The sequence below is a fragment of the Kitasatospora sp. NPDC057940 genome (assembly GCF_042887425.1).
In the GTDB taxonomy this organism is placed as follows: domain Bacteria; phylum Actinomycetota; class Actinomycetes; order Streptomycetales; family Streptomycetaceae; genus Kitasatospora.
The window spans coordinates 111,334-132,358 of record NZ_JBHVPH010000010.1 but is presented as its reverse complement, the minus strand read 5'-3'; the positions used below and the strand labels follow the sequence as shown (position 1 = coordinate 132,358).

The following is a 21,025-nucleotide window of genomic DNA, read 5'->3' as shown; positions in this document are numbered from 1 at the left end:
GGACGGTCCGGGTGATCCCCGGGGTCCGGGCGGACCGATCGGGTCTTCGTGGTTGCTCGGACAAGAGGGAACGGGCTGGTCAGAAGGCGTTGACCCCGGTGAGGGCGCGGCCGATGAGCAACTGGTGGATCTGGCTGGTGCCCTCGTAGAGGGTCATGACCCGCGCGTCGCGCAGGTACTTGCCGACCGGGTACTCGTCGATGAAGCCGTAGCCGCCGAACACCTGGAGCGCGTTGTTGGCGGCCCGGACGGCGGCCTCGCTCGCGTGGAGCTTGGCGACGGAGGACTCGGTGGCGAACGGCAGGCCGCGTTCGATGTGGTCGGCGACCTTCCAGGTGAGCAGCCGGGCGGCCTCGACGTCGACGGCGATGCCGGCCAGCAGTTCCTGGACGAGCTGGTGCGAGGCGATCGGGCGGCCGAACTGCTCGCGCTCGCCGGCGTAGCGGACGGCGGCCTCCAGGCAGGCGCGGGCGATGCCGACGCAGCCCGCCGCGACCGACATCCGGCCCTTGGCGAGCGCGGACATCGCCACCCGGAACCCCTTGTCGACCTCGCCGAGCCGCGCGCCGTCGGGCACCCGGACCTGGTCGAGGGCGAGTTCGGCGGTGGCCTGGCCGCGCAGGCCGAGCTTGCCGTGGATCTCGGTGCGGGTGAAGCCGGGCAGGTCGGTGGGCACCAGGAACGCGGTGATGCCCTTGTGGCCCTGCCGGTCGGGGTCGTCGCCGCCGGTGCGGGCGAAGACCAGGGCGACGTCGGCCCAGGTGCCGTTGGTGATGAACATCTTGGCGCCGCTGATCAGCCAGTCGTCGCCGTCCCGGACGGCACGGGTGCTGAGGTTGGCCGCGTCGGAGCCGGTGCCGGGTTCGGTGAGCGCGAAGCAGCCGAGCGACTCGCCCGAGGTGAGCCGGGGGAGCCAGTGCCGCTTCTGCTCCTCGGTCCCGTAGCCGTTGACGGACTTGGCGACCAGGCCGAGCGTGACCGAGACGATGCCGCGGACGGCCGAGTCGCCGCGGCCGAGCTCCTCCAGGACGAGGCAGTACGCGAGGTGGTCGCCGCCGCTGCCGCCGTACTCCTCGGGGATGGTGAGGCCGAGGAAGCCGAGCCCGGCCAGTTTGCCGATGATCGCGCGGTCGACGGACTCGGCGCGGTCCCACGCGGCGGCGTGCGGCACGATCTCGCGGTCGGTGAAGGAGGCGGCGAGGTCCCGGACGGCGCTCTGCTCCTCGGACAGCTCCAGGTTCACGGCGGCGGCTCCAGATCCATTAAACTAGCGCTGCAAGTTTTATGGGGGGACTGTAGCCCCGGCCGGCCCGCGCTGGGAAGGGGCGCCTGCCAGAATCGGTCCCCGCCCCACCCGACCGGAGGAACCGGAGGCAGCACCCCGATGGCCCGCCCGCGCACCCCGCTGCTCAGCCGCGAGCGCATCGTCGCCGCTGCTCTGCGGCTGATCGACGCCGAGGGCCTGGCGGCCCTCTCCACCCGCCGCCTCGCCACCGAACTGTCGGTCAGCGGTCCCTCGCTCTACAACCACGTCGCGACCAAGGACGAACTGCTGGACGCGGTGGTGGACAGTGTGATCGGCGAGGTCGACTTGTCGATGTTCGGAACTCCCGACGGAACTCCCGACGGAGCTTCCGACGGAACTCCCGGCGGCTTGCCCGACGGCGCGCCCGACCGCTTGCCCACCGCTACGCCCCACCGCGGGCCCACGCCCTGGCCGGACGCGCTGCGCGACTGGGCCCGCTCCTACCGCTCCGCCCTCGCCGCCCACCCCAACATCGTGCCGGTGCTCGCCCAGGGCCCGGGCCGCCGGCCGAACGCGCTGCGCCTGGCCGACGCGGTCTTCGGCCACCTGGTCGAGGCCGGCTGGCCGCGCGGCCAGGCCACCCGGATCGGCGCGCTGATGCGCTACTTCGTCACCGGCTCGGCGCTGGCCTCCTTCGCGGCCGGCTTCCCCGCGGACGCCGAGGTGTACGACGCGGCCGACTACCCGCACCTCGGCGAGGCGCACCGGCTGGCCGGGCACCGCGGGACGGTGGACGAGGGCGCCTTCGAGACCGGCCTGGAAGCACTGCTCGACGGGCTCGTCCTGCGCTTCGAGCGCCTCACCGAACGCTCCTAGACCCCGTTGCGGGCCTTCCCCCGTCCCCGCCGCCCCCGCCGCCTCACCAGGGCTCGCGCGGCAGGAAGGCCGGCCGCAGCGACGGGTCCACCGGGTCGTAGTACCGGTGGTAGACGGGCGTGAGCCCGCCGGAGACCGGGGGCACGATCCAGCTCCAGTCCGCCGGGGTCGGCCGGCCGAGCCGCTTCTCCTGGGCGACGTGCCGGAGGAAGCGCTCGGACTCGGTGTGGTGGTCGGCGATCGTCACTCCGGCCTCCTGGAAGGAGTGCAGCACCGCGATGTTGAGTTCGATCAGCGCGCGGTCGCGCCAGAGCGTGCGCGCGCTGGAGGTGTCCAGGCCCAGGTGCTCGGCGACGGTGCCGAGCAGGTCGTAGCGGTCGGCGTCGGCGAGGTTGCGGGCGCCGATCTCGGTGCCCATGTACCAGCCGTTGAAGGGCGCGGCCGGGTAGCGGACGCCGCCGATCTCCAGCGTCATGTCGCTGATCGCGGGCACCGCGTACCAGCGCAGGCCCAGGCCGCCGAACCAGTCGTACGCGGGGTGGGTGAGCGGCACCTCCAGCGTGGTGTCGTCCGGCAGTTCGTACCAGTGCGGGTGTTCGTCGGGGCGTTCCTGGACGAGCAGCGGCAGCACCTCGAAGCGGTCCTCGGCGCACTTCCAGCCGAGGTCGCGGGCGCGGGCGGCGAGTGCGGTGCCGGCCGGGTCGCCGACGACGGCGTCGCCGACCCGGTGGCCGGCGTAGCGGACCAGTTGCTGGTTGACGATGCGGGCGGCCGGGCGGCCCGGGCGGTCGGGGGCGAACACCGAGACCACCGGGCGGATCCGTCCGCCGTTGCCGGCCAGCCGCAGGTGCTCGAAGCACTCGGCGGCGATGTCGTCGGCCGAGCCGAGGTGGCGCAGGTCGCGCACCACCAGGCTGCGCCAGTACAGTCGGCCGATGCAGCGGGCGGCGTTGCGCCAGGCGAGCTTGGCGCCGTAGGCGAGTTCGGCGGGGGTGTGCTCGTAGCTGCCGGTGCGCTCGATCTCGTCGAGGACGGCCCGTACCCGGGCGTCCGGGGCCCCGGTGGCGGGCTGCTCGTGATGGAAGCGGCGGATGAACTCGGCGGCCTGCTCCGGGTCGGTGAACAGCGGCGGGGGCGGCGGCGGGGACGGCGGCGTGGGCGATGGTGGGGACGACGGCGTGGGCGACGGCTGGGCCGCGGCGGCCGGGTGCCCGGCCGGGGCGTGGGCGTGGGCGTACGGGCAGCCGCCGGCGGGGGCGGCGGCTGGTCTGCGGGCGCGGAGCCGGTTGAAGATCAAGGACACATCCCTCCTGGCGAACAGGAGTACCGGAGGTGTCCGGGCCGCCGCAGGGAGTGAACGATTCGGCCCCCGCACCCGCGCTGATCGCGCTAGGGTGCGGGGGCCGATGGTCGGACTGTCGGATCAGCCCATGTCCTCCAGCCGGACGCCCTTGGTCTCCTTCATGAACTTCGCCACGAAGACGATCGACAGCGCCGCGAACGCCGCGTACACCAGGTAGGTCGCCGACAGGTTCCAGCGCGACATCGACGGGAACGACACGGTGATCGCCCAGTTGGCGATCCACTGCGCGGAGGCGGCGACGGACAGCGCGGCGGCCCGGATGCGGTTCGGGAACATCTCGCCGAGCATCACCCAGACGACCACGCCCCAGGACATCGCGAAGAACAGCACGAAGGCGTTGGCGGCGACCAGCGCGACGGTGCCCTGGAGGTCGGGCAGCGAGACGTTGTCGCCGCTGCCGGTGGCGGAGGAGAACGCCCAGCCGGCCGCGCCGAGCGCGACGGCCATGCCGGCCGAGCCGATCAGGGCGAGCGGCTTGCGGCCGATCCGGTCCACCAGCAGGATCGCGACCACGGTGCCGAGGATGTTGATGACCGAGCCGACGAAGCTGATCAGCAGCGAGTTGCTCTGGTCGATGCCGACCGACTGCCACAGGATCGACGAGTAGTAGAAGATCACGTTGATGCCGACCAGCTGCTGGAAGACCGACAGGCCGATGCCGACCCAGACGATCGGCAGCAGGCCGAAGCGCCCGCCGAGCAGGTCGCCGAAGCGCGGGCGGTGGTCGGAGGCGATCAGCCCCTGGACCTCGGCGATCCGGGCGTCGGTGTCGACGTCCTGGCCCTCGACCTGGGCGAGCACGGCGCGGGCGTCGTCCAGCCGGCCGGCCTGGATCAGGTAGCGCGGGGACTCGGGGATCACCGAGGCGAGGGTGAAGTAGACCGCGGCCGGGACGACGCAGATGCCGAGCATCCACTGCCAGGCCTCCAGGCCGAGCAGCTGGCCGCGGGTGTCGCCGCCGGCCGCGTTCGCCAGCAGCCAGTTGACCAGCTGGGAGATCGCGATGCCGAGCACGATCGCGGCCTGCTGGAAGGAGGCCAGCCGGCCCCGGTACTTGGTGGGCGCGACCTCGGCGATGTAGGTCGGGGCGATCACCGAGGCGATGCCGATGGCCGCGCCGCCGAGCACGCGCCAGAAGGCGAGGTCCCAGGCGGCGAAGGGGAGCATCGAGCCGACCGCGCTGACCGCGAACAGCAGCGCGCCCGCCTTCATGACCTTGATGCGGCCGTAGCGGTCGGCGAACCGGCCGGCCAGCGCGGCGCCGATCGCCGAGCCCAGCAGGGCGGAGGAGACGATCAGACCGGTCACGCCGTCGCCGACGCCGAACTTCTCCTGGATCCCGGAGACGGCGCCGTTGATCACGGAACTGTCGTAGCCGAACAGGAACCCGCCGAGGGCTGCGGCGGCGGTGATGAAGACGACGAAGCCGAGGCGGCCGGGCGCGGAGGCCTCGACCGCCCCGGAGGGCTGCTTGGTGACGCTCACGATCTTGACTCCTGGTACTCAACGCTGAGCTCGGTAGCCGAGATCGTAACCCTTATTCGTTTAAGTCTTGTACACCGGAAACCTCAATTTTTGCTCTGAGAATTCGTAAGGTGAACAAGCAAATTCAGCTGCGCCGACTGTCCCTATGCCGCAGACCGCCCCTACGCCGGGGCGGACAGCGACAGCCCGAACCGGCCCTCCTCGTCCGTCCACCAGTGGCTCAGCCGCAGCCCGGCCGCCGCCAGCTCGGCGGACACCCGCTCCCGGCGGAACTTGGCGGACACCTCGGTGCGCAGCTCCTCGCCCCGGTCGAAGTGCACCGGCAGGTTCAGCGCCGGGATCTTCACGGTCTGCGCGCGCAGCGAGCGCAGCCGCATCTCGATCCACTCCCGGTCCGGGTCCCACCGCGCGACGTGCGCGAACGCGGTCGGGTCGAAGTCGGCGCCCAGCTCGCGGTTGAGCACGTTGAGCACGTTGAGGTTGAACTCGGCGGTCACCCCGGCCGCGTCGTCGTAGGCGGCGACCAGCACCGACGGGTCCTTGACCAGGTCGGTGCCGAGCAGCAGGAAGTCGCCCGGGTCGAGGGCGGCGCGCAGCCCGCGCAGGAAGGCCGCCCGCTCCTCGGGCAGCAGGTTGCCCAGGGTGCCGCCGAGGAAGGCGACCAGCCGGGGGCCGCCCTCCGGGGGCAGGCCGAGCCGGGCGGTGAAGTCGGCCAGCACGCCGTGCACGGCGAGCCCGGGGTACTCGGCGGCGAGCGCGACGCCGGCGGCGGTCAGCGCGCTCTCGCTGACGTCCACCGGGACGTACGTCTCCAGGGTGCCGAGCGCGCGCAGCGCGTCCAGCAGCAGCCGGGTCTTCTCGGAGGAGCCGGAGCCCAGCTCGACCAGCGTGCGGGCCCCGGTGGCGGCGGCGATCTCGCCGGCCCGGGCGGTCAGGATGGCCCGCTCGGCGCGGGTCGGGTAGTACTCCGGCAGCCGGGTGATCTCCTCGAACAGCTCGCTGCCCCGCGCGTCGTAGAACCACTTCGGCGGCAGCCACTTGGGTTCGGAGGTCAGGCCGTGCTGCACGTCGTGGCGCAGCGCGCTGCTGAAGTGGTCGGCGGGCAGCAGCCGGGTGAGATCAAATGTGTCCATGACAGGGTGGGTCCTCTGTTCAGAAGATGAAGGGGCGGTGGAGGATCAGTAGTGACCGAGGAGCTGACGGACGGTGACGCCGCGCTCGTCGACCACCACCAGCGAGCGGTCCGGGACGGCCGTCCAGCCGGGGGCGTCGTCGTACGGCTCGGAGGCCACCACCGTGCCGAGCCCGGGCAGGTCGCGGTGGTGCAGGGTGTCGCCCCAGGCGGTCGCGGCGAGCGTGCGGCCGTCGGTGAGCAGCAGGTTGAGCCGGCCGGTGGTGTGCGCGGTGACGTCCGCGACGGTGCCCGCCAGCGCCTCGCCGAGCCCGGCCCCCGCCCGCAGCCGGTGCAGGACCAGGGCCCACAGCAGCGCCGAGTCGGAGCGGGCCTCCAGCTCCAGCAGCTCGGCCGGCGGGAGCAGGGCGGCCAGCGCGTCCAGCTTGCCCGGCCAGCCCGCCACCACGCCGTTGTGGCTGAACAGCCAGCGCCCGGCCGCGAACGGCGCCGCCGCGCTCTCGCCCGCCGCGCAGCCCTCGGTGGCGGAGCGGACCGCCGCCAGCAGTGCCCGGGTGCGGATCACCCGGGCGAGGTCGGCGAACGCGGCGTCCGCCCAGATCGGCCCTTCCCGGCGGTAGCGGGCCGGCACCTCGTCGCCGTCCGCGTACCAGCCGAGGCCGAAGCCGTCCGCGTTGACCGTGCCGTACTGCTGCACCCTGGGCGCCCAGGACTGCCGGTACAGGCCGTGCGGCGGGTGCACCAGGAGCTCCCGCGGCGCCACCGGCTCACCCAGGTAGGCGAGGTGGCGGCACATCAGGCCACCTCCAGGTCGCGGGCGGTGCGGAACCCGGCGAAGATCTGCCGCCGGACGGGGTAGTCCCAGTTGCGGAAGGTGCCCCGGCAGGCGACCGGCGCCACCGCGAAGCATCCGCCGCGCAGCACCTTGTACTCGGGTCCGAAGAAGACCTCCGAGTACTCCTGGTAGGGCCAGGCCCGGAACCCGGGGTAGGGGCGGAAGTCGCTGGCCGTCCACTCCCACACGTCGCCGATCAACTGCCGTACGCCGTACGGGGACTCGCCCGCCGGGTAGCCGCCGGCCGGGGCCGGGCGCAGGTGCCGCTGCCCGAGGTTGGCGTGCTCGGCTCCGGGGGCCTGGTCGCCCCACGGGTAGCGGCGGGAGCGGCCGCTCGCCGGGTCGTGCCGGGCCGCCTTCTCCCACTCCGCCTCGGTCGGCAGCCGCCGTCCGGCCCACCGGGCGTAGGCGTCCGCCTCGTACCAGCTGACGTGCAGGACGGGCTCGTCCGCCGGGACGGGCTCCACCGTGCCGAACCGGCGCCGCAGCCACTGGCCGCCGTCCAGGCGCCAGAACAGCGGGGCGGTCAGGTCGGCCCGTCGCCGGTGCTCCCAGCCCTCGGGCGTCCACCAGCGCGGCTCGTCGTAGCCGCCGTCCGCGATGAACCGCTGGTAGGCGGCGTTGGTGACCGGCGTGGTGTCCAGCAGGAAGGCGGGCAGCTCGACCACGTGCGCCGGGCGCTCGTTGTCCAGCGCCCACGGCTCGGTGTCGGTGCCCATCGTGAACGGCCCCGCGGGGACGAGCACTTCGGCGGGCAGCGTGGCCGCGTCCGCCGGGGCGGGCGGTGGCGGGGGAGCGGTCAGCGCCGGCTCCCCCGGGCGGAGCTGGTGGGTGATCAGCATCGTCTCGTCGTGCTGCTGCTCGTGCTGGGCGATCATCCCGAACGCGAACCCGGCGTCCAGCAGCGGCGCGCCCTCCAGCGGACTGGCTGCCAGCAGGTCCAGCACCCGGCCGCGCACCTCGTGCGCGTACGCCCGGGCCTCGGCGGGCGCCAGCAGCGGCAGGCTCGGCCGCTCGGCCCGGGGGTGCTGGAAGGCGTCGTACAGCGGGTCGATCTCCGGGTGCATCGGGTCGCGGCCGCCGACGTTGCGCAGCAGCCAGAGTTCCTCCTGGTTGCCGATGTGCGCCAGGTCCCAGACCAGCGGGGACATCAACGGCGAGTGCTGGGCGGTGAGGTCGCCGTCCTCGACGCAGTCGGTGAGCGCGGCGGTGCGGGCGCGGGCGGCCAGCAGCTCGGCCGCGATGGTCTCGCGCAACTCCTCGGTGCCCGCCGCCGGGGCGGCAGGGGGGCGGACGTCGGTCATGGTGCGGCCTCCTCCGGAGGAGTGCGTCGGGTGCCGGCGCGCAGGGCGTCCAGCTGGTCGTCGGCCGGGCAGCGGCCGCGCGCGGGGTAGCGCTCGGCGAACTCGGCGACGGTGGCGCGCAGCCGGCCGGCGCCGGGCAGGCGGCCCAGCGCGGCGTCGGCGGCGGCGAAGCAGGTCAGGGTGGCGCGGCGCAGCTCGGGATCGGTGACGGCCAGCGTCGCGGCCCGGCGCCAGACGTCGCTGCGCGGCGGGCGCGGACCGTCCGGGCGGCCCAGGGGCTCCAGCGCGGCGAGCGCGGCCTCGGCGGCCAGCGGGTCGTCCAGCAGCGCGGTCACCAGGGCGGTGGGCACCACCCAGCCGTCCCCGGGCTGGGCGTCGATCATGCGCAGCTCCAGGTGGCCGCGTGGGCGCACCGGCGGGAACAGGGTGGTCCGGTGGTAGTCCAAGTCGGCCAGCGTGGGCGGGCGTTCGCCGCCGCCGCGGACCCAGTCGCGGAAGGTCAGGCCGGGCGGGGCCGTCCACGGCAGCCCCTCGGGGCGGCGCACGCACAGCACCTCGGCGTCCAGCACGTACTGGGCCCAGGCCTCGCCGGGGTCGCCGTGGTCCGGCTCCGGGGCGAGCGTGCGGGTCGGGTCCATCCGGGACCAGACGGTCTGCCGGGTGGAGCGGTGGCCGGTCGGCCTGCCGTCCAGTAATGGGGAGTTGGCGAAGGCGGCGACCAGGACCGGGCCGAGCAGGTGGGTCAGTCGCCAGCGGCGCTCCACCGCGTGCGGGCCGTCCGCGTCGCCGGCGTCCAGGCACACCTGCACCGAGGCCGTGCCGGTCATCATGATCCGGCCCCAGGGGCCGGCGGAGTCGAAGAACCGCTCCATCGCGAGGTAGCGGGGGTGGTCCAGGACCATCCGGCGGGGGCGGGCCAGCGGGTCCGTCCCGGTGCCGGTGAGGCGCAGGCCCTGTGCCGCGAAGGCGGCCCGCAGGGCGGTCAGATCGCGTCGGGTGTCCTCGACGCAGGCCAGGAGGCCGGTGGCGGGCGGGGAGCTGAGCTCGACCTGCCCGCCGGGTTCGAGCGTGAGCCGCGAGCCGGAGGGGAGCGAGGCTCCGTCCGGGCCGCCCAGTGGCAGCGACTCCAGTGCGGCGTGGACCAGTTCCGGTCGGACGGGCTTTCCGGGACATCGGTCGTCGTGGACGAACCACTCGACCTCGACGCCCACCAACCGGGGCGGTCCGATCTTGAAGCAGACGCCCGACACGTGGCTGAGCGCCCCCGACTCGGTCAGCGGGGTCACCCCCGGCGGGGGCGCTGGGGGGCTCTGCCGGTCGGGCGGAGTGGTGCGGGATGTCGGTATCACCGGACTTACCATCCTCGGGGTCAGGATTGCGGCCCGAACTACCCTGCCCAGTCTGCTACGGAGCATGCGGGGGCGCTTCGCAAATATCGCGTGAACGTTCGTTTCTGCAGGTCAGGGGTGGCGCGATTGGGTGAATCCGGGGATCCGGGGCGGTATTCCGGGCGTGCGCGGGGGTGTCGGGCGGGGCCCGCGTGGGGCTGCCGGGCGGGGTGGCCCGGCGGTTCGGTCACCGCCGGTCCAGGCGCTCCAGGCGCTCCAGGACGGCGTCCAGCACCGGGCCCGGCAGGGCGTAGTTCAGCCGCAGCGCGCCCCGGCCGCCGGGGCCGAACTCGGCGCCGTCCGAGGCCTCCAGGCCGCAGCGCTCCAGCAGCGCCCGGCGGGCCCCGTCCGGCGGCAGCCCCAGGGCGGCGGCGTCCAGCCAGAGCAGGTAGGAGGACTGCGGCGCGGAGCGGACGGCGGGCCCCAGCCGGCCGGTGAGCCGGGCGCGGGCGGCGGCGAGGTGGGCGAGCAGCGCGTCCAGCCACGGCCCGCCCTCGGCCAGCGCCGCCCGCTGGACGGTCTGCTCCAGCAGGCCGCCCTCCCAGAGGCCGAAGCCGGCCAGCACCTCGGTGAACCGGGCGCGCAGGCCCGGATCGGGGACGAGCGCGAAACTGCTCGGCAGGCCGGAGCAGTTGAAGGTCTTGCCGACCGAGTTCAGGGTGACCACCCGGGGGCGGAGCGCCGCGTCGACGGTGGCCACCGCCACCGGGTGGACGTACCCGGGGTGGGTGAGGTCGCCGTGCACCTCGTCCGAGACCAGCAGCGCGCCGGCCTCCGCCGCCCGCTCGGCGAGGGCCCGCAGGTCGGCGGCCGGCCAGACCCGGGCGGAGGGGTTGTGCGGGCTGCTCAGCAGGACGGCTCCGGCCGGGTGGGGGAGCGGACCGTCCGGGAGCCGGTAGCCGTCCGGGCCGGCGGCCAGGGGCAGTTCCCGGTACGGGAGGCCGGCCGCCCGGCACAGCTGGGCGAAGCCGCCCCACTCCGGCGTCGGGAACAGCACCGGCGCCTGCGGGCGCACGGTCTCCAGCAGCAGGCGCAGGGCGGTGCGCGGGCCGCAGGGCAGCAGCAGCACCCAGTCCGGATCCACCTCGACGCCGTGCCGCGAGCGGTACCAGCGGGCCACCAGCGCCCGCCCGGCCGGATCGCACACCGTGTACCCGTACGCGCGGTGGCGGGCCCGGTGCTCCAGCGCGGCGGCCACGGCCGGCGGCCCGGGCAGGTCCATGTCCGCCAGGCCCATCGCGATCACCCCGGGCGCCCCCGCGCGGGCCCACTTGCTGCTGCCCGTCCCGGTCCGGTCGAAGGGGGCCGCGAAGCCGAACGCGTCCGGTGCGGTGGTGGGCATGACGGCCTCCGGTGGTCGGGGGTGCGCCGCCACGCTAGAGCCGGACGGGTCCTGGCCGCCACCGGCCGTGTGGTCACCCGGTCGCCGGCCCGTCCTCGTTGCCCAGGTGCGCCGCCAGCCCCCGCCGCCCCCGGCGCATCATCACCGCGTGGTTGGCCCGGAACAGCGGGTGCAGGGGCAGGGCGAGGCGGCGCAGCAGGGGTTTGCCGGGGCGGGTGTCCTCCTCGAAGAGCACGCGGCTGCCCGGCCCCTCCGTGGTGACGGTGAACCGCGACCACCCGGTGAGATCGCCCCGCATGGCCGCCTCCAGCACTCCGGCGGCCGGGTCGTGCCGTCGCGCCTCCAGGCGGATCACCAGCCGGTACGGCAGCAGCGCGCGCACCACGAGGTCCCCGGACTCCTCGCCGGTCGGCCGGACTTCGAGGACCTCGGGCCACCACAGCGGGTAACTCCGTACGTCCTCCAGCGCCGCGTACACGTCGGGTGCCGGCGCCGCGAGTCGCCACGTGCCCCGGAAGCGGTAGTGGTTGGGGTCCACGCGCCCCACCCTAGGGCGCCCAGGTCCGGGGCCGGCCCGTTTCGGTCGGGTTCGCTCGCCGACGGCCGGGCCCCACGGTGGCCCGGCCGTCGGCGGGACCGGTTCCGGTGAGACGGGAGGGGAACGCTCCGTAAACGTCGCATGCCAGGAGGGAGGTGTTCCGCTTGCAGCCGTTCGGGGTGCAGGGGAGGATCTTGTGTGCTTGTAGTCTCGTCTGTCACAGCAGTTGTCGCGAGGCACTGCATCCCCGGAAAACGGAGTGAAGGAGTCACAGGCATGCGGCGACCGAGCTGGGTACCGGAGGGCACGGACCTGGACAAACCGAACGCCGCGCGGGTCTACGACTACTACCTGGGGGGCTCGCACAACTTCGAGGTCGACCGGGAGATGGCGCGCAAGGCGATGGCCCTGTGGCCGGAACTGCCGCAGATCATGCGCTCCAACCGGGCCTTCCTGCGACGGGCCGTGTCCTACCTGGCCGAGCGCGGCGTCACCCGCTTCCTGGACATCGGCTCCGGCATCCCGACCTTCGGCGCGGTGCACGAGATCGCCCGCGCGATCCGCCCCGAGGCGACGGTCCTCTACGTGGACCGGGACCCGGTCGCCGTCGCGCACAGCCGCCTGCTGCTGGAGGACGACCCCGGCAGCGAGGTCGTCCAGGCCGACCTGCGCGACGTCCACGACCTGCTGGCCCGCCCCGAGGTGGCCGCCCTGCTGGCGCAGGGCGAGCCGGTGGCCGTCCTGCTGGTCGCCGTCGCGCACTTCGTCACCGACGACGAGGACCCGTGGAAGCTGATCGGCACGCTGCGTGACGCGCTCCCGCCCGGCAGCGCGCTCGTCCTCTCGCACGCCTCCCTGGACGGCCGCCCGGACCAGGCGGAGGACCACCAGGAGCTCTACCGCAGGACGCCGACCCCGCTGACCATGCGCACCCACGAGCAGATCAGCGGGATGTTCGCCGGCTTCGAGCTGGTCGAACCGGGCGTCGTCTACCTGCCGCAGTGGCGCCCGGACCAGCCGGAGACGGTCGGCGAGCACCCCGAGCGGATGTCCGGGGTGGCGGGCGTGGGGTTCCGCCCTTGAGCAGACGGATCGGGCGGGTGACCGACGGCCGCGGGCTCCGCGAAGCGGCCGCCGGTCACCCCGCCGTGCCCGCCGCGCGGACCACCGCGCCCCCCGCCCGGACCGCCGCCCGCGGCGTCCACCCCGCAGCGCCGACCGCGCGCACCCGGGTGGACGCATGAGCGCCGCCCCGGTGTCCGGCAGCGCCGAGCGGTTCCACGAGGCCTGGGCGCGACTGCTCTCCGCCGACCACGGCACGGCCGTCCACCCCGGGCTGCTCGGCCGCCTCATCGCCCGGACCGCCGCCCTGCTCCACCGCGCGCAGCTGGGCGAGCCGTTCGAGCCCCGGCTGGCCGAGCAGGCCGGCGCGGAACTGGTCGACGCGCACTTCACCGACCCGGTGGTGCTGGCCCGGGCGGTGGAACTGCTCCAGGCGCAGCCGCTCGGCGACGACCGCGGCCCGGCCCTGACCGGCGCCTTCGCGGCCGGCTGGGCCGCCGCCCTGCGCGAGCGCACACTGCGGGAGCAGGAGGCGATCCGCACCGCCGCCGACACCGCCCGCAAGGAGGCCGAGCGGGCGCTGCGCGCCTCCGAGGCCCGGTTCCGGGCGCTGTTCGAGAGCGCCGCCATCGGGATCGGCATCGGCGACACCGACGGCAACATCCTGGCGGTCAACAAGGCGCTCCAGCAGCTGTTCGGCGCGAGCCCGGAGGACATGACCGGCCGCCGGGTCGGCGATCTCGTCCACCCCGAGGACACCCCGGGCGTGTGGGAGGCGTACGAGGAGCTGATCGGCGGCAAGCGGGACTACTTCCAGTTCGACAAGCCGTACTACCGCCAGGACGGCGAGGTGGTCTGGACCCATCTGACCGTCTCGCTGATCCGCGACGACGACGGCGTGCCGCAGTACCAGGTCGCGATGCTGGAGGACGTCACCGACCGCTACCGGCTCCAGGAGCGGCTGCGCCACCAGGCCACCCACGACCCGCTGACCGGCCTGCCGAACCGGGCGGCCTTCTTCGAGCGGCTGGAGAAGCTGTTCGAGGATCCGGACCCGGGCGCCAGGTTCGGCCTCTGCTACGTAGACCTCGACGGCTTCAAGGTGGTCAACGACAGCCTCGGCCACGACACCGGGGACCAGCTGCTGTCCGCCGTGGCCGCCCGGCTGAAGGCCGCGCTCAACCCGCTCGGCCACCTGGTGGCCCGGCTCGGCGGCGACGAGTTCGTGGTGCTGCTGGAGAACTGCCGGGGCGAGCAGGAGGCCGTCGCGGCGGCGAAGACGGTGCTCAAGGCGCTGGCCGGGCCGGTGCTGATCGGCGACCACAAGCTGGCCGTGGGCGCGAGCGTCGGCGTGCTGGAGCGGCGGGTGTCCACCACCACCCCGGGCGCGGCCGTCCGGGCCGCCGACCTGACGCTGTACCGGGCCAAGGAGGCCGGCCGCGGCCGCTGGACGCTGTTCGACCCCAAGGAGAACGCCCGCGCGGTCAGCCGCTACGCGGTGTCGGTGCGGATGCCGGCCGCCCTCGACCGGGGCGAGTTCTTCATCGACTACCAGCCGCTGTACGCGCTGGCGGACGGCCGGCTGGCCGCGGTGGAGGCGCTGGTGCGCTGGCGCCACCCGCAGCTCGGCGTGCTCGGCCCGGACGAGTTCGTGACCACCGCCGAGGAGACCGGGCTGATCATGCCGCTCGGCCGCTGGGTGCTGGAGCAGGCCTGCGGCCAGGCCGCGGACTGGGTCAAGCGCTTCGGCGACGCCGCGCCGCAGCTGAACGTCAACCTGGCGGTCCGCCAGGCGCGCAGCGCGGCGCTCGTCACCGACCTCGGCCGGATCCTCGACACGACCGGCCTCGAACCGGCCAGGCTGCAACTGGAGATCACCGAGTCGACCGTGGTCGGGCCCGAGGACGAGGCGCTGCGCACCCTGCACGGGCTGGTGGACCTCGGCGTGTCGCTGGCCGTGGACGACTTCGGCACCGGCTGGTCCAACCTCGCGTACCTGCGCGACCTGCCGGTGTCCGGGCTGAAGATCGCCGGTTCCTTCGTCGGCGACCTGCACGATCCGGAGAAGGACGAGTCCACCGGGTGGCGGATCGTCAGCGGCCTGGTGTCGATGGCGCACGCGCTCGGGCTGACCGTCACCGCCGAGGGCGTGGAGACCCGCAAGGACGCCGAACGGCTGCGGACCATCGGCTGCGACTGGGCGCAGGGCTGGCACTTCGGCCGCCCGGTGCGGCCGGGCGAGATCGCCCGTCGGATCGCCGAGGAGCCCCGGGGGCGCCCGGTCGGGGGCTGACGCGTCGCCGCTGACGTGTGGGTGGCTGGCGTGTGTGTGTGGGGGGGCGTATCGGGGCTGACGCGGCGGGGGCGTCGGCTCCGCGGCCGAAGGAGGCAGGGCCGGGCAGGTGGGGGAGGCCCGCGGCGGCGTTCGGCGGCGGTCGTGCAACCGCTCGGTCGCGTTCCGGAAAATCGGCCAACACCACGGCCCACCATGCGGGATGATGGCGCGTCAAAATCACCACCCGGGGCCGTGCGGCGCGCGGCTACGGCCCCGCGCCGGCCCCGGGAAGCGGGGAGGAGAGCGCCGCCATGGCCACACCGGAGGACGCCGGCCCGGCCGACGACGACCGACCAGGCCCCTGGCCGCAGAGCGGCCCCGGGGCCCGGCCCGAGCCCCCGACCAGGGCGGACCGGCGGCCGTGGGGGCGGCGCCTCGGTGTCGTGCCGGACCGGCCGTCCCGGCTCGGAGCCGTCCCGCGCACCCGGACGGACCCCGACGCCGCGACCGGACGGGAGCCGGACGGCGGGGCCCGCTTCGACCCGGAGGCCCCGACCAGGGTCCAGCGGGCCGCGCCGGAGCGGGTCGACCCGGAGGCCCCGACCAAGGTGCAGCGGCGCGCGGGCGCCGGGCGCGCCGCCACCCCCGGCTGGGCCGACAACGTCGGCCCCGGGCCCAGCCGGAGCGGCGGGGGCCCCGTGGTCGGGGTGCCAGGGAGCGGGACATCGAAGGGCGGGGTGCCGGAGGGTGCGGGGCCCACCGGCGGACGGTTCGCGGGCGCTTTCCCCGACGCCCTGCGCGGCCGCTTCGCCCCGCTCGGCGTGGCCGGCTCCGGCACCGAGGGCACCGTCTGGCACGTCCGGCGCACCGACGGCGGCGGCGAGGCCGCGGTGAAGGTGACGGCCGCCGGCCAGTCCATGGACGCCGACCTGCTCGGCTACCTGCGCAACGACGACTACCGCCGCCACGTCCCGCACATCGTCGACTTCGGCCGGGTCGGCCACCACGGCGCCGAACTCGACTGGGTGGCCATGGAGTACCTGCCGGTCACCCTCGCCGACCACTTCGCCGAACTGCGCGAGCGCGGCCGGCCCACCGACCCGCGGGAGGCCGAGCGGATCGTCTACGAGCTCGTCGCCCTGCTCGACTTCTGGCAACGCCGGATCGAGCGCAACCCGCTGGACTTCAAGCCGGCCAACGTCCTGGTCCGCCCCGGCCGCGCGCCCGGGGAGTTCGTGATAGCCGACTTCGGCGGCGTCGCCCGGCTCACCGCCAGCCGCCGCTTCACGCCCGAGACGATCGTCACCATCCCGTACATGGCCCCCGAACTCCTGGCCGGCCGCAACCACGAGGCCGGGCCCTGGTGGGCGCTCGGCAACGTCCTGTACGAGCTGTTCACCGGCCGCCCCCGCTTCCTCGGCGCGGACGGCCTGCTGATCAGCGACGAGGTGCTTCAGCTGGAACTGGTCCTGGGGGACGAGGTCGACCTCTCCGCCCTCGCCGACCCACGCCAACTGCTGCTCCTCCAAGGGCTGTTCACCAAGAACCCGGAGGACCGCTGGACCGCCCCGCAGGTCCGCAGCTGGCTGGCCGGCGGCAGCCCCGCGGTGGTCCGGCGGCAGACCCGGGCCGACACCGGCCGCACCCACCGGCCGATCACCTTCTTCGGCTCCCCCTTCACCGACCCGGCCAAGCTCGCCGAGGTCCTGCTCCGGCGCTCCGGCGACGCGGCCCGCTGGCTCTCCGCCGGGGGAGCGGAGCGGCTGCGCGACTGGCTGCGCGACGACGTCCAGGACAACGTCTTCGACCTGCACCACCTGACCGACGTCGCCCGGGCACCCGGCTCCCGCCGCGACGCCGTGGCCGCCCTCGCGGTGCTCGCCTTCGGCGCCGCCTTCGCCCCCTCCGCCACCCCCCACTACCTCGACCGCCCGATCGACACCCCCGGGCTGGAACGCATCGCCACCGAGCCGGACGGCGCCGCGTTCATCGACGCGCTGGTCCGGGTCGGCGCCCCGGCCGTCGCCGCCCGCTACGACTGCTTCCACCCCGAGTGCTCCGGCGAACACTGCTCCCGACTGCTCGCCCTGGCCCGGCTCCCGGACGTCCTGGCCGAAGTGGACCGTGCCGCCCGCACCGTCGGCGGCGGCCGGCGGGGCGGCGACGGGCTCAGCCCGCAGGAGCGCGAGGAGGCACACCGGCTGGTGGTGTGGCTGAGCGTGCGCCCCGAGGAACGCGACCGGCTGCTCGGCCGGCTCTCGCCGCTGCCCACCGCCCTGCACCGGCTGCCGCTGCCCGAACGGGTGGCGGAGCTCGCCGCCCTGGTCGCGGCGGTGGTGGTGGACGCGGCCCTGGCCGCCGGCTCCGGGATCCGCGCCGCCGTACGCGCCGCGGTGCGCCGACCCGCGCCGGACCCGACCGCCGCGCCGGAGGCGGTCCGGCGCCGCTGGTCGGCGCTGCGGCGGCGGGCGGTGGGCGCCGACCCGGGGGACGATGCCGGGCGCGCGGCCCTGGTCGCCGCCGAGACGCTGCGCCCGCGCGGCCGGGGCCGGGGCGAGCGGCCCGACGGTGCGGAGGGCCGGGAGGGCGGGGCAGGGCGGGAGAGCCAGGCCGGCCGGGACAGGTGGCCGGGACGGTTGTGGCCGGGCGGGCGTGAACGGACGCCGGTGGACTGGGCGGCCGGGCTGCGGGAGTGGTGGCCGCACGCCCGGACCGGCCTGCCGCGCCGGGCGGGCGCCGTGCTGCTGCTGTTCCTCGCCCTCGGGCTGCTGCTGTGGGCGGGGGCGGTGTTCCGCTACCCCGTCGAGGCCGGGGTCCAGCTCAAGATCTCGCCGGACGGCGCCTTCGGCGGGCCGTTGAAGAAGGCCGGCGAGCACGCGGCCCAGCAGGTGGTCGGCCAACTGGGGGCGGCGCTGGTCGCCGCCGCCGTCCTGGCCTTCTTCCCCGCCCGGGTCGGCTTCGGCACGGCCGCCCTGACCGGCGTCGGGGCCTTCGCCATCGGCTACCTGCGGCTCGGACCGCCGATGACGGGCCTGGAGATGCCGCGACCGGTGGCCGAGCGGGTGGTCATGTTCGAGGGCGGGATGGGCAGTTGGGCCGGCCTCGCGGCGGTGGCGGCGATCCTGGCGTCGTTCGCGCTGATCGAGCGCGCGGCGGACCGGCTGCTGAAGCCCGCGCACGAGGCCCGGCGGCAGGCGCGGGAGGCCTGGCGGCGGCTCGCCGGGCGGGGCGCGGCGGCACGGTGGGACGGCAAGCAGTGGCGGACGGGCCCCGTGGGCGCCCGCGACCGCGCGCTGTTCGCGCTCGGGAGCACCGGTGTGCTGGCCCTGCTGCTGTGGGCGGCGGTCGAGGTGCGGCTGGCGGCCACCGGGCACCACCCGACGCCGGCCTCCTGGGGGACCGGCCAGAGCGGCGCGGCCTACCAGTCCGGGTTCGTCGTCCTGCTGGCCGTCGTCTCCCTCGCGAGCACCCTGGGGACGCCGGGCACCGCCCGGGCGCTCCTCGGCTGCTGGATCCCCGCCACCCTGGTGCTCGGCGCCTGGCCCGGACCGCTCGGCCCGGTCGAGGCGCTGCGGATCCCGGTGTTCCAGGGGCAGTTCGCGGCCGTCGCGGAGTTCTGGGGGCACGGCGCGTTCTGGGCCGCGCTGCTGGTCGCGCTCCCGCTCGCGGCGTACGGGGTGCTGCGCACGGTCCGGGCGGGTGCGGGTGCGGGTGCGGGTGCGGACGGTTGACGGTCCGGCCGTCATCCGGTCCGGCCGTCGTCCGGCTCAGCCGACCAGCCGGGACAGTTCGATCGAGTGCCCGGTCCGCTCCACCTTCGCCCGCAGGTAGCGCACGTTGCTCGCGGACAGGTGGACGCCGGTCGGCACCCGCCGCCGCACGGTGATCCCGAGGTCGGCCAGCTGCTGCGCCTTGTCCGGGTTGTTGCTCAGCAGGTCGATGCCGGTGGCGCCGAGGGTGGTGAGCATCTGGGCGGCGGCGGTGTAGTCCCGGCCGTCCTCGGGCAGGCCGAGCGCCGTGTTGGCGTCGTACGTGTCCAGTCCGGAGTCCTGCAAGGAGTAGGCCTCCAGCTTGTTGTAGAGCCCGATGCCCCGGCCCTCCTGCCGCAGGTACAGCAGGTAGCCGCCGGCCTCGGTGATCCGCTCGACCGACTCGCGCAGCTGCGGGCCGCAGTCGCAGCGGTCCGAGCCGAAGACGTCGCCGGTCAGGCACTCCGAGTGCAGGCGCACCAGCGGCGTCCCGCCCTCCGGCACCTCGCCGAACGCGAGCGCCAGGTGCTCGGCGCCGTCGGCGAGGTCGTGGAAGGTGAAGGCCTCCGCCTCGGCGCGGTAGCCGTCGGAGAAGGTCAGCGGGATGCGCACACGCGAGCGCACCGTGGCGGGACCGGGCTGCGGCATGGGTGGGCCTCCGTCGATGGGGAGATGGGTCGGCGAACCGACGAACCGATGGGGTCGAGCGGGGCGGGCCGGGCGGCCCGGGGTGGAGCGGATGTCGATGACCGTACTCGTTAGTTCCAATTTGAACAACTAAATACTGTCCGTGCTCACTGCGGCTACGGACCGTGGTTCAGCCGGGCTCCGTGCGGACGCGAGGGCGCCGGCGGATCGTACGGTCCGCGAGGCGTGGGGGTTTCAGCATGTGGATGCGTCGGGAGCCGGACCGTGGACACTGCGAGGATTCCCCCGTTTCCTGGGCACGGGAATGCCTCGCGAACGAGCACCGACGACCACGGAAGGTCCTGATCAGATGCCCACAACCCCTCCCGCCGCCACCTCCCCGACCTCCTTCGACGCCGAGCAGCGCGTGATCGAGGCGCTCTACGCGGACGTGGTCCGCCGGAACAGGGGTGAGACGGAGTTCCACCAGGCGGTCCACGAAGTCCTGGAGACCCTCGGGCCGGTGCTCGCCCGCCGCCCCGAGTTCGTCGACGCCCGGATCATCGAGCGGATCTGCGAACCCGAGCGGCAGCTCATGTTCCGGGTGCCGTGGACGGACGACTCCGGCGACATCCACGTGAACCGGGGCTTCCGGGTGGAGTTCAGCAGCGTCCTCGGCCCGTACAAGGGCGGGTTGCGCTTCCACCCCTCGGTGAACCTCGGCATCGTCAAGTTCCTCGGCTTCGAGCAGATCTTCAAGAACGCGCTCACCGGGCTGTCGATCGGCGGCGGCAAGGGCGGCTCCGACTTCGACCCCAAGGGCCGCTCGGACGCCGAGGTCATGCGGTTCTGCCAGTCCTTCATGACCGAGCTGTACCGCCACCTCGGCGAGCACACCGATGTCCCCGCCGGGGACATCGGCGTCGGCGGCCGGGAGATCGGCTACCTGTTCGGCCAGTACAAGCGGATCACCAACCGCTACGAGAGCGGTGTGCTCACCGGCAAGGGCCTCGGCTGGGGCGGCGCGCAGGCCAGGACCGAGGCGACCGGCTACGGCTGCGTGCTGTTCACCGCCGAGATGCTGCACAGCCGCGGCGAGAGCCTGGACGGGCGCCGGGTCGTCGTCTCCGGCTCCGGCAACGTCGCCATCTACGCGATCGAGAAGGCGCAGCAGCTCGGCGCGACCGTGCTCACCTGCTCCGACTCCACCGGCTACGTGGTGGACGAGAAGGGCATCGACCTCGCGCTCCTCAAGGAGGTCAAGGAGGTCCGGCGCGGCCGGGTCGCCGACTACGCCGAACTGCGCGGCAGCCACGCCCGGTTCGTCGAGGGCCCGGGCGTGTGGAGCGTGCCCTGCGACGTCGCGCTGCCCTGCGCCACCCAGAACGAGCTGACCGAGACGGACGCGCTGGCCCTGGTGCGGGGCGGGGTGCTGGCGGTCGCCGAGGGGGCCAACATGCCCACCACCCCGGAGGCGGTCCGGGTGTTCCAGGAAGCCGGGGTGGCCTTCGGCCCGGGCAAGGCGGCGAACGCGGGCGGCGTCGCCACCAGCGCCCTGGAGATGCAGCAGAACGCCTCGCGCGACTCCTGGACCTTCGCCCGTACCGAGGAGCGGCTGGCCGGGATCATGAAGCACATCCACGACTCCTGCTTCACCACCGCCGAGCGCTACGGCCACCCGGGCGACTACGTGGTGGGCGCGAACATCGCCGGCTTCGAGCTGGTCGGGGACGCGATGCTGGCGCAGGGCCTGATCTGAGCTCTGCCGCCCGCCACCCGGCGATCGGCACCCGGCGATCGGCA

At 74.7% G+C, this 21,025-nt stretch carries 16 protein-coding genes; 6 read left to right on the top strand and 10 right to left on the bottom strand.

The genetic code is table 11. The features are described from left to right. Positions 1–79: 79 nt before the first annotated feature. Positions 80–1,243, bottom strand: coding sequence for an acyl-CoA dehydrogenase family protein (locus ACFVTF_RS18160; RefSeq protein ID WP_387814551.1), 1,164 nt, complete (start codon positions 1,241–1,243; stop codon positions 80–82). A 141-nt stretch (positions 1,244–1,384) separates the two neighbouring features. Between ACFVTF_RS18160 and ACFVTF_RS18155 the strand changes: the two genes are divergently transcribed. Next, positions 1,385–2,122, top strand: a complete 738-nt coding sequence (locus ACFVTF_RS18155) for a TetR/AcrR family transcriptional regulator (protein WP_387814549.1) — start codon at positions 1,385–1,387, stop codon at positions 2,120–2,122. 43 nt (positions 2,123–2,165) lie between these two features. On the opposite strand, the gene ACFVTF_RS18150 is transcribed toward ACFVTF_RS18155, so the two are convergent. The 8 genes from ACFVTF_RS18150 to ACFVTF_RS18115 all read right to left on the bottom strand — a co-directional run bounded on the left by ACFVTF_RS18150 (position 2,166) and on the right by ACFVTF_RS18115 (position 11,509). Beyond that, positions 2,166–3,248: a nitric oxide synthase oxygenase gene (locus tag ACFVTF_RS18150; RefSeq protein ID WP_387814690.1), complete on the bottom strand. Its 1,083-nt coding sequence runs from the start codon at positions 3,246–3,248 to the stop codon at positions 2,166–2,168. A 297-nt stretch (positions 3,249–3,545) separates the two neighbouring features. Beyond that, positions 3,546–4,973, bottom strand: coding sequence for a sugar porter family MFS transporter (locus ACFVTF_RS18145; protein WP_387814688.1), 1,428 nt, complete (start codon positions 4,971–4,973; stop codon positions 3,546–3,548). Between the two features lie 158 nt (positions 4,974–5,131). Continuing rightward, positions 5,132–6,103, bottom strand: a complete 972-nt coding sequence (gene egtD, locus ACFVTF_RS18140) for an L-histidine N(alpha)-methyltransferase (protein WP_363616848.1) — start codon at positions 6,101–6,103, stop codon at positions 5,132–5,134. Positions 6,104–6,148: 45 nt separating this feature from the next. Next, positions 6,149–6,898, bottom strand: coding sequence for an ergothioneine biosynthesis protein EgtC (egtC, locus tag ACFVTF_RS18135; protein WP_371520861.1), 750 nt, complete (start codon positions 6,896–6,898; stop codon positions 6,149–6,151). Beyond that, on the bottom strand, positions 6,898–8,241 hold the full coding sequence (gene egtB, locus ACFVTF_RS18130; RefSeq protein ID WP_387814546.1) for an ergothioneine biosynthesis protein EgtB: 1,344 nt from the start codon (positions 8,239–8,241) through the stop codon (positions 6,898–6,900). The genes egtC and egtB overlap by 1 nt, the downstream gene beginning before the upstream one ends. Then, complete coding sequence (gene egtA, locus ACFVTF_RS18125; protein WP_387814544.1) at positions 8,238–9,527, bottom strand: ergothioneine biosynthesis glutamate--cysteine ligase EgtA; 1,290 nt, start codon at positions 9,525–9,527, stop codon at positions 8,238–8,240. Before egtA ends, egtB begins: the two co-directional genes overlap by 4 nt. Positions 9,528–9,816: 289 nt before the next feature. After that, positions 9,817–10,971 (bottom strand): aminotransferase class I/II-fold pyridoxal phosphate-dependent enzyme, encoded by a 1,155-nt coding sequence (locus ACFVTF_RS18120; RefSeq protein WP_387814542.1) that lies wholly within the window; start codon positions 10,969–10,971, stop codon positions 9,817–9,819. A 73-nt stretch (positions 10,972–11,044) separates the two neighbouring features. Further along, complete coding sequence (locus ACFVTF_RS18115; protein WP_387814540.1) at positions 11,045–11,509, bottom strand: SRPBCC family protein; 465 nt, start codon at positions 11,507–11,509, stop codon at positions 11,045–11,047. A gap of 276 nt (positions 11,510–11,785) precedes the next feature. On the opposite strand from ACFVTF_RS18115, the gene ACFVTF_RS18110 reads away from it, so the two are divergent. The 4 genes from ACFVTF_RS18110 (at position 11,786) to ACFVTF_RS18095 (ending at position 18,577) form a co-directional block, all read left to right on the top strand. Then, on the top strand, positions 11,786–12,592 hold the full coding sequence (locus tag ACFVTF_RS18110; protein WP_371520875.1) for an SAM-dependent methyltransferase: 807 nt from the start codon (positions 11,786–11,788) through the stop codon (positions 12,590–12,592). Next, positions 12,589–12,753: a hypothetical protein gene (locus ACFVTF_RS18105; protein WP_387814538.1), complete on the top strand. Its 165-nt coding sequence runs from the start codon at positions 12,589–12,591 to the stop codon at positions 12,751–12,753. The genes ACFVTF_RS18110 and ACFVTF_RS18105 overlap by 4 nt, the downstream gene beginning before the upstream one ends. Next, positions 12,750–14,864: a putative bifunctional diguanylate cyclase/phosphodiesterase gene (locus ACFVTF_RS18100; protein ID WP_387814536.1), complete on the top strand. Its 2,115-nt coding sequence runs from the start codon at positions 12,750–12,752 to the stop codon at positions 14,862–14,864. Before ACFVTF_RS18105 ends, ACFVTF_RS18100 begins: the two co-directional genes overlap by 4 nt. A 293-nt stretch (positions 14,865–15,157) precedes the next feature. Beyond that, positions 15,158–18,577, top strand: a complete 3,420-nt coding sequence (locus tag ACFVTF_RS18095; protein WP_387814534.1) for a hypothetical protein — start codon at positions 15,158–15,160, stop codon at positions 18,575–18,577. Between the two features lie 36 nt (positions 18,578–18,613). Here ACFVTF_RS18095 and ribA read toward each other — a convergent pair whose 3' ends face one another. Then, positions 18,614–19,243, bottom strand: coding sequence for a GTP cyclohydrolase II (ribA, locus tag ACFVTF_RS18090; protein WP_387814532.1), 630 nt, complete (start codon positions 19,241–19,243; stop codon positions 18,614–18,616). A gap of 349 nt (positions 19,244–19,592) precedes the next feature. On the opposite strand from ribA, the gene gdhA reads away from it, so the two are divergent. Beyond that, positions 19,593–20,981, top strand: a complete 1,389-nt coding sequence (gdhA, locus tag ACFVTF_RS18085; RefSeq protein ID WP_371520887.1) for an NADP-specific glutamate dehydrogenase — start codon at positions 19,593–19,595, stop codon at positions 20,979–20,981. Positions 20,982–21,025: the final 44 nt, after the last annotated feature.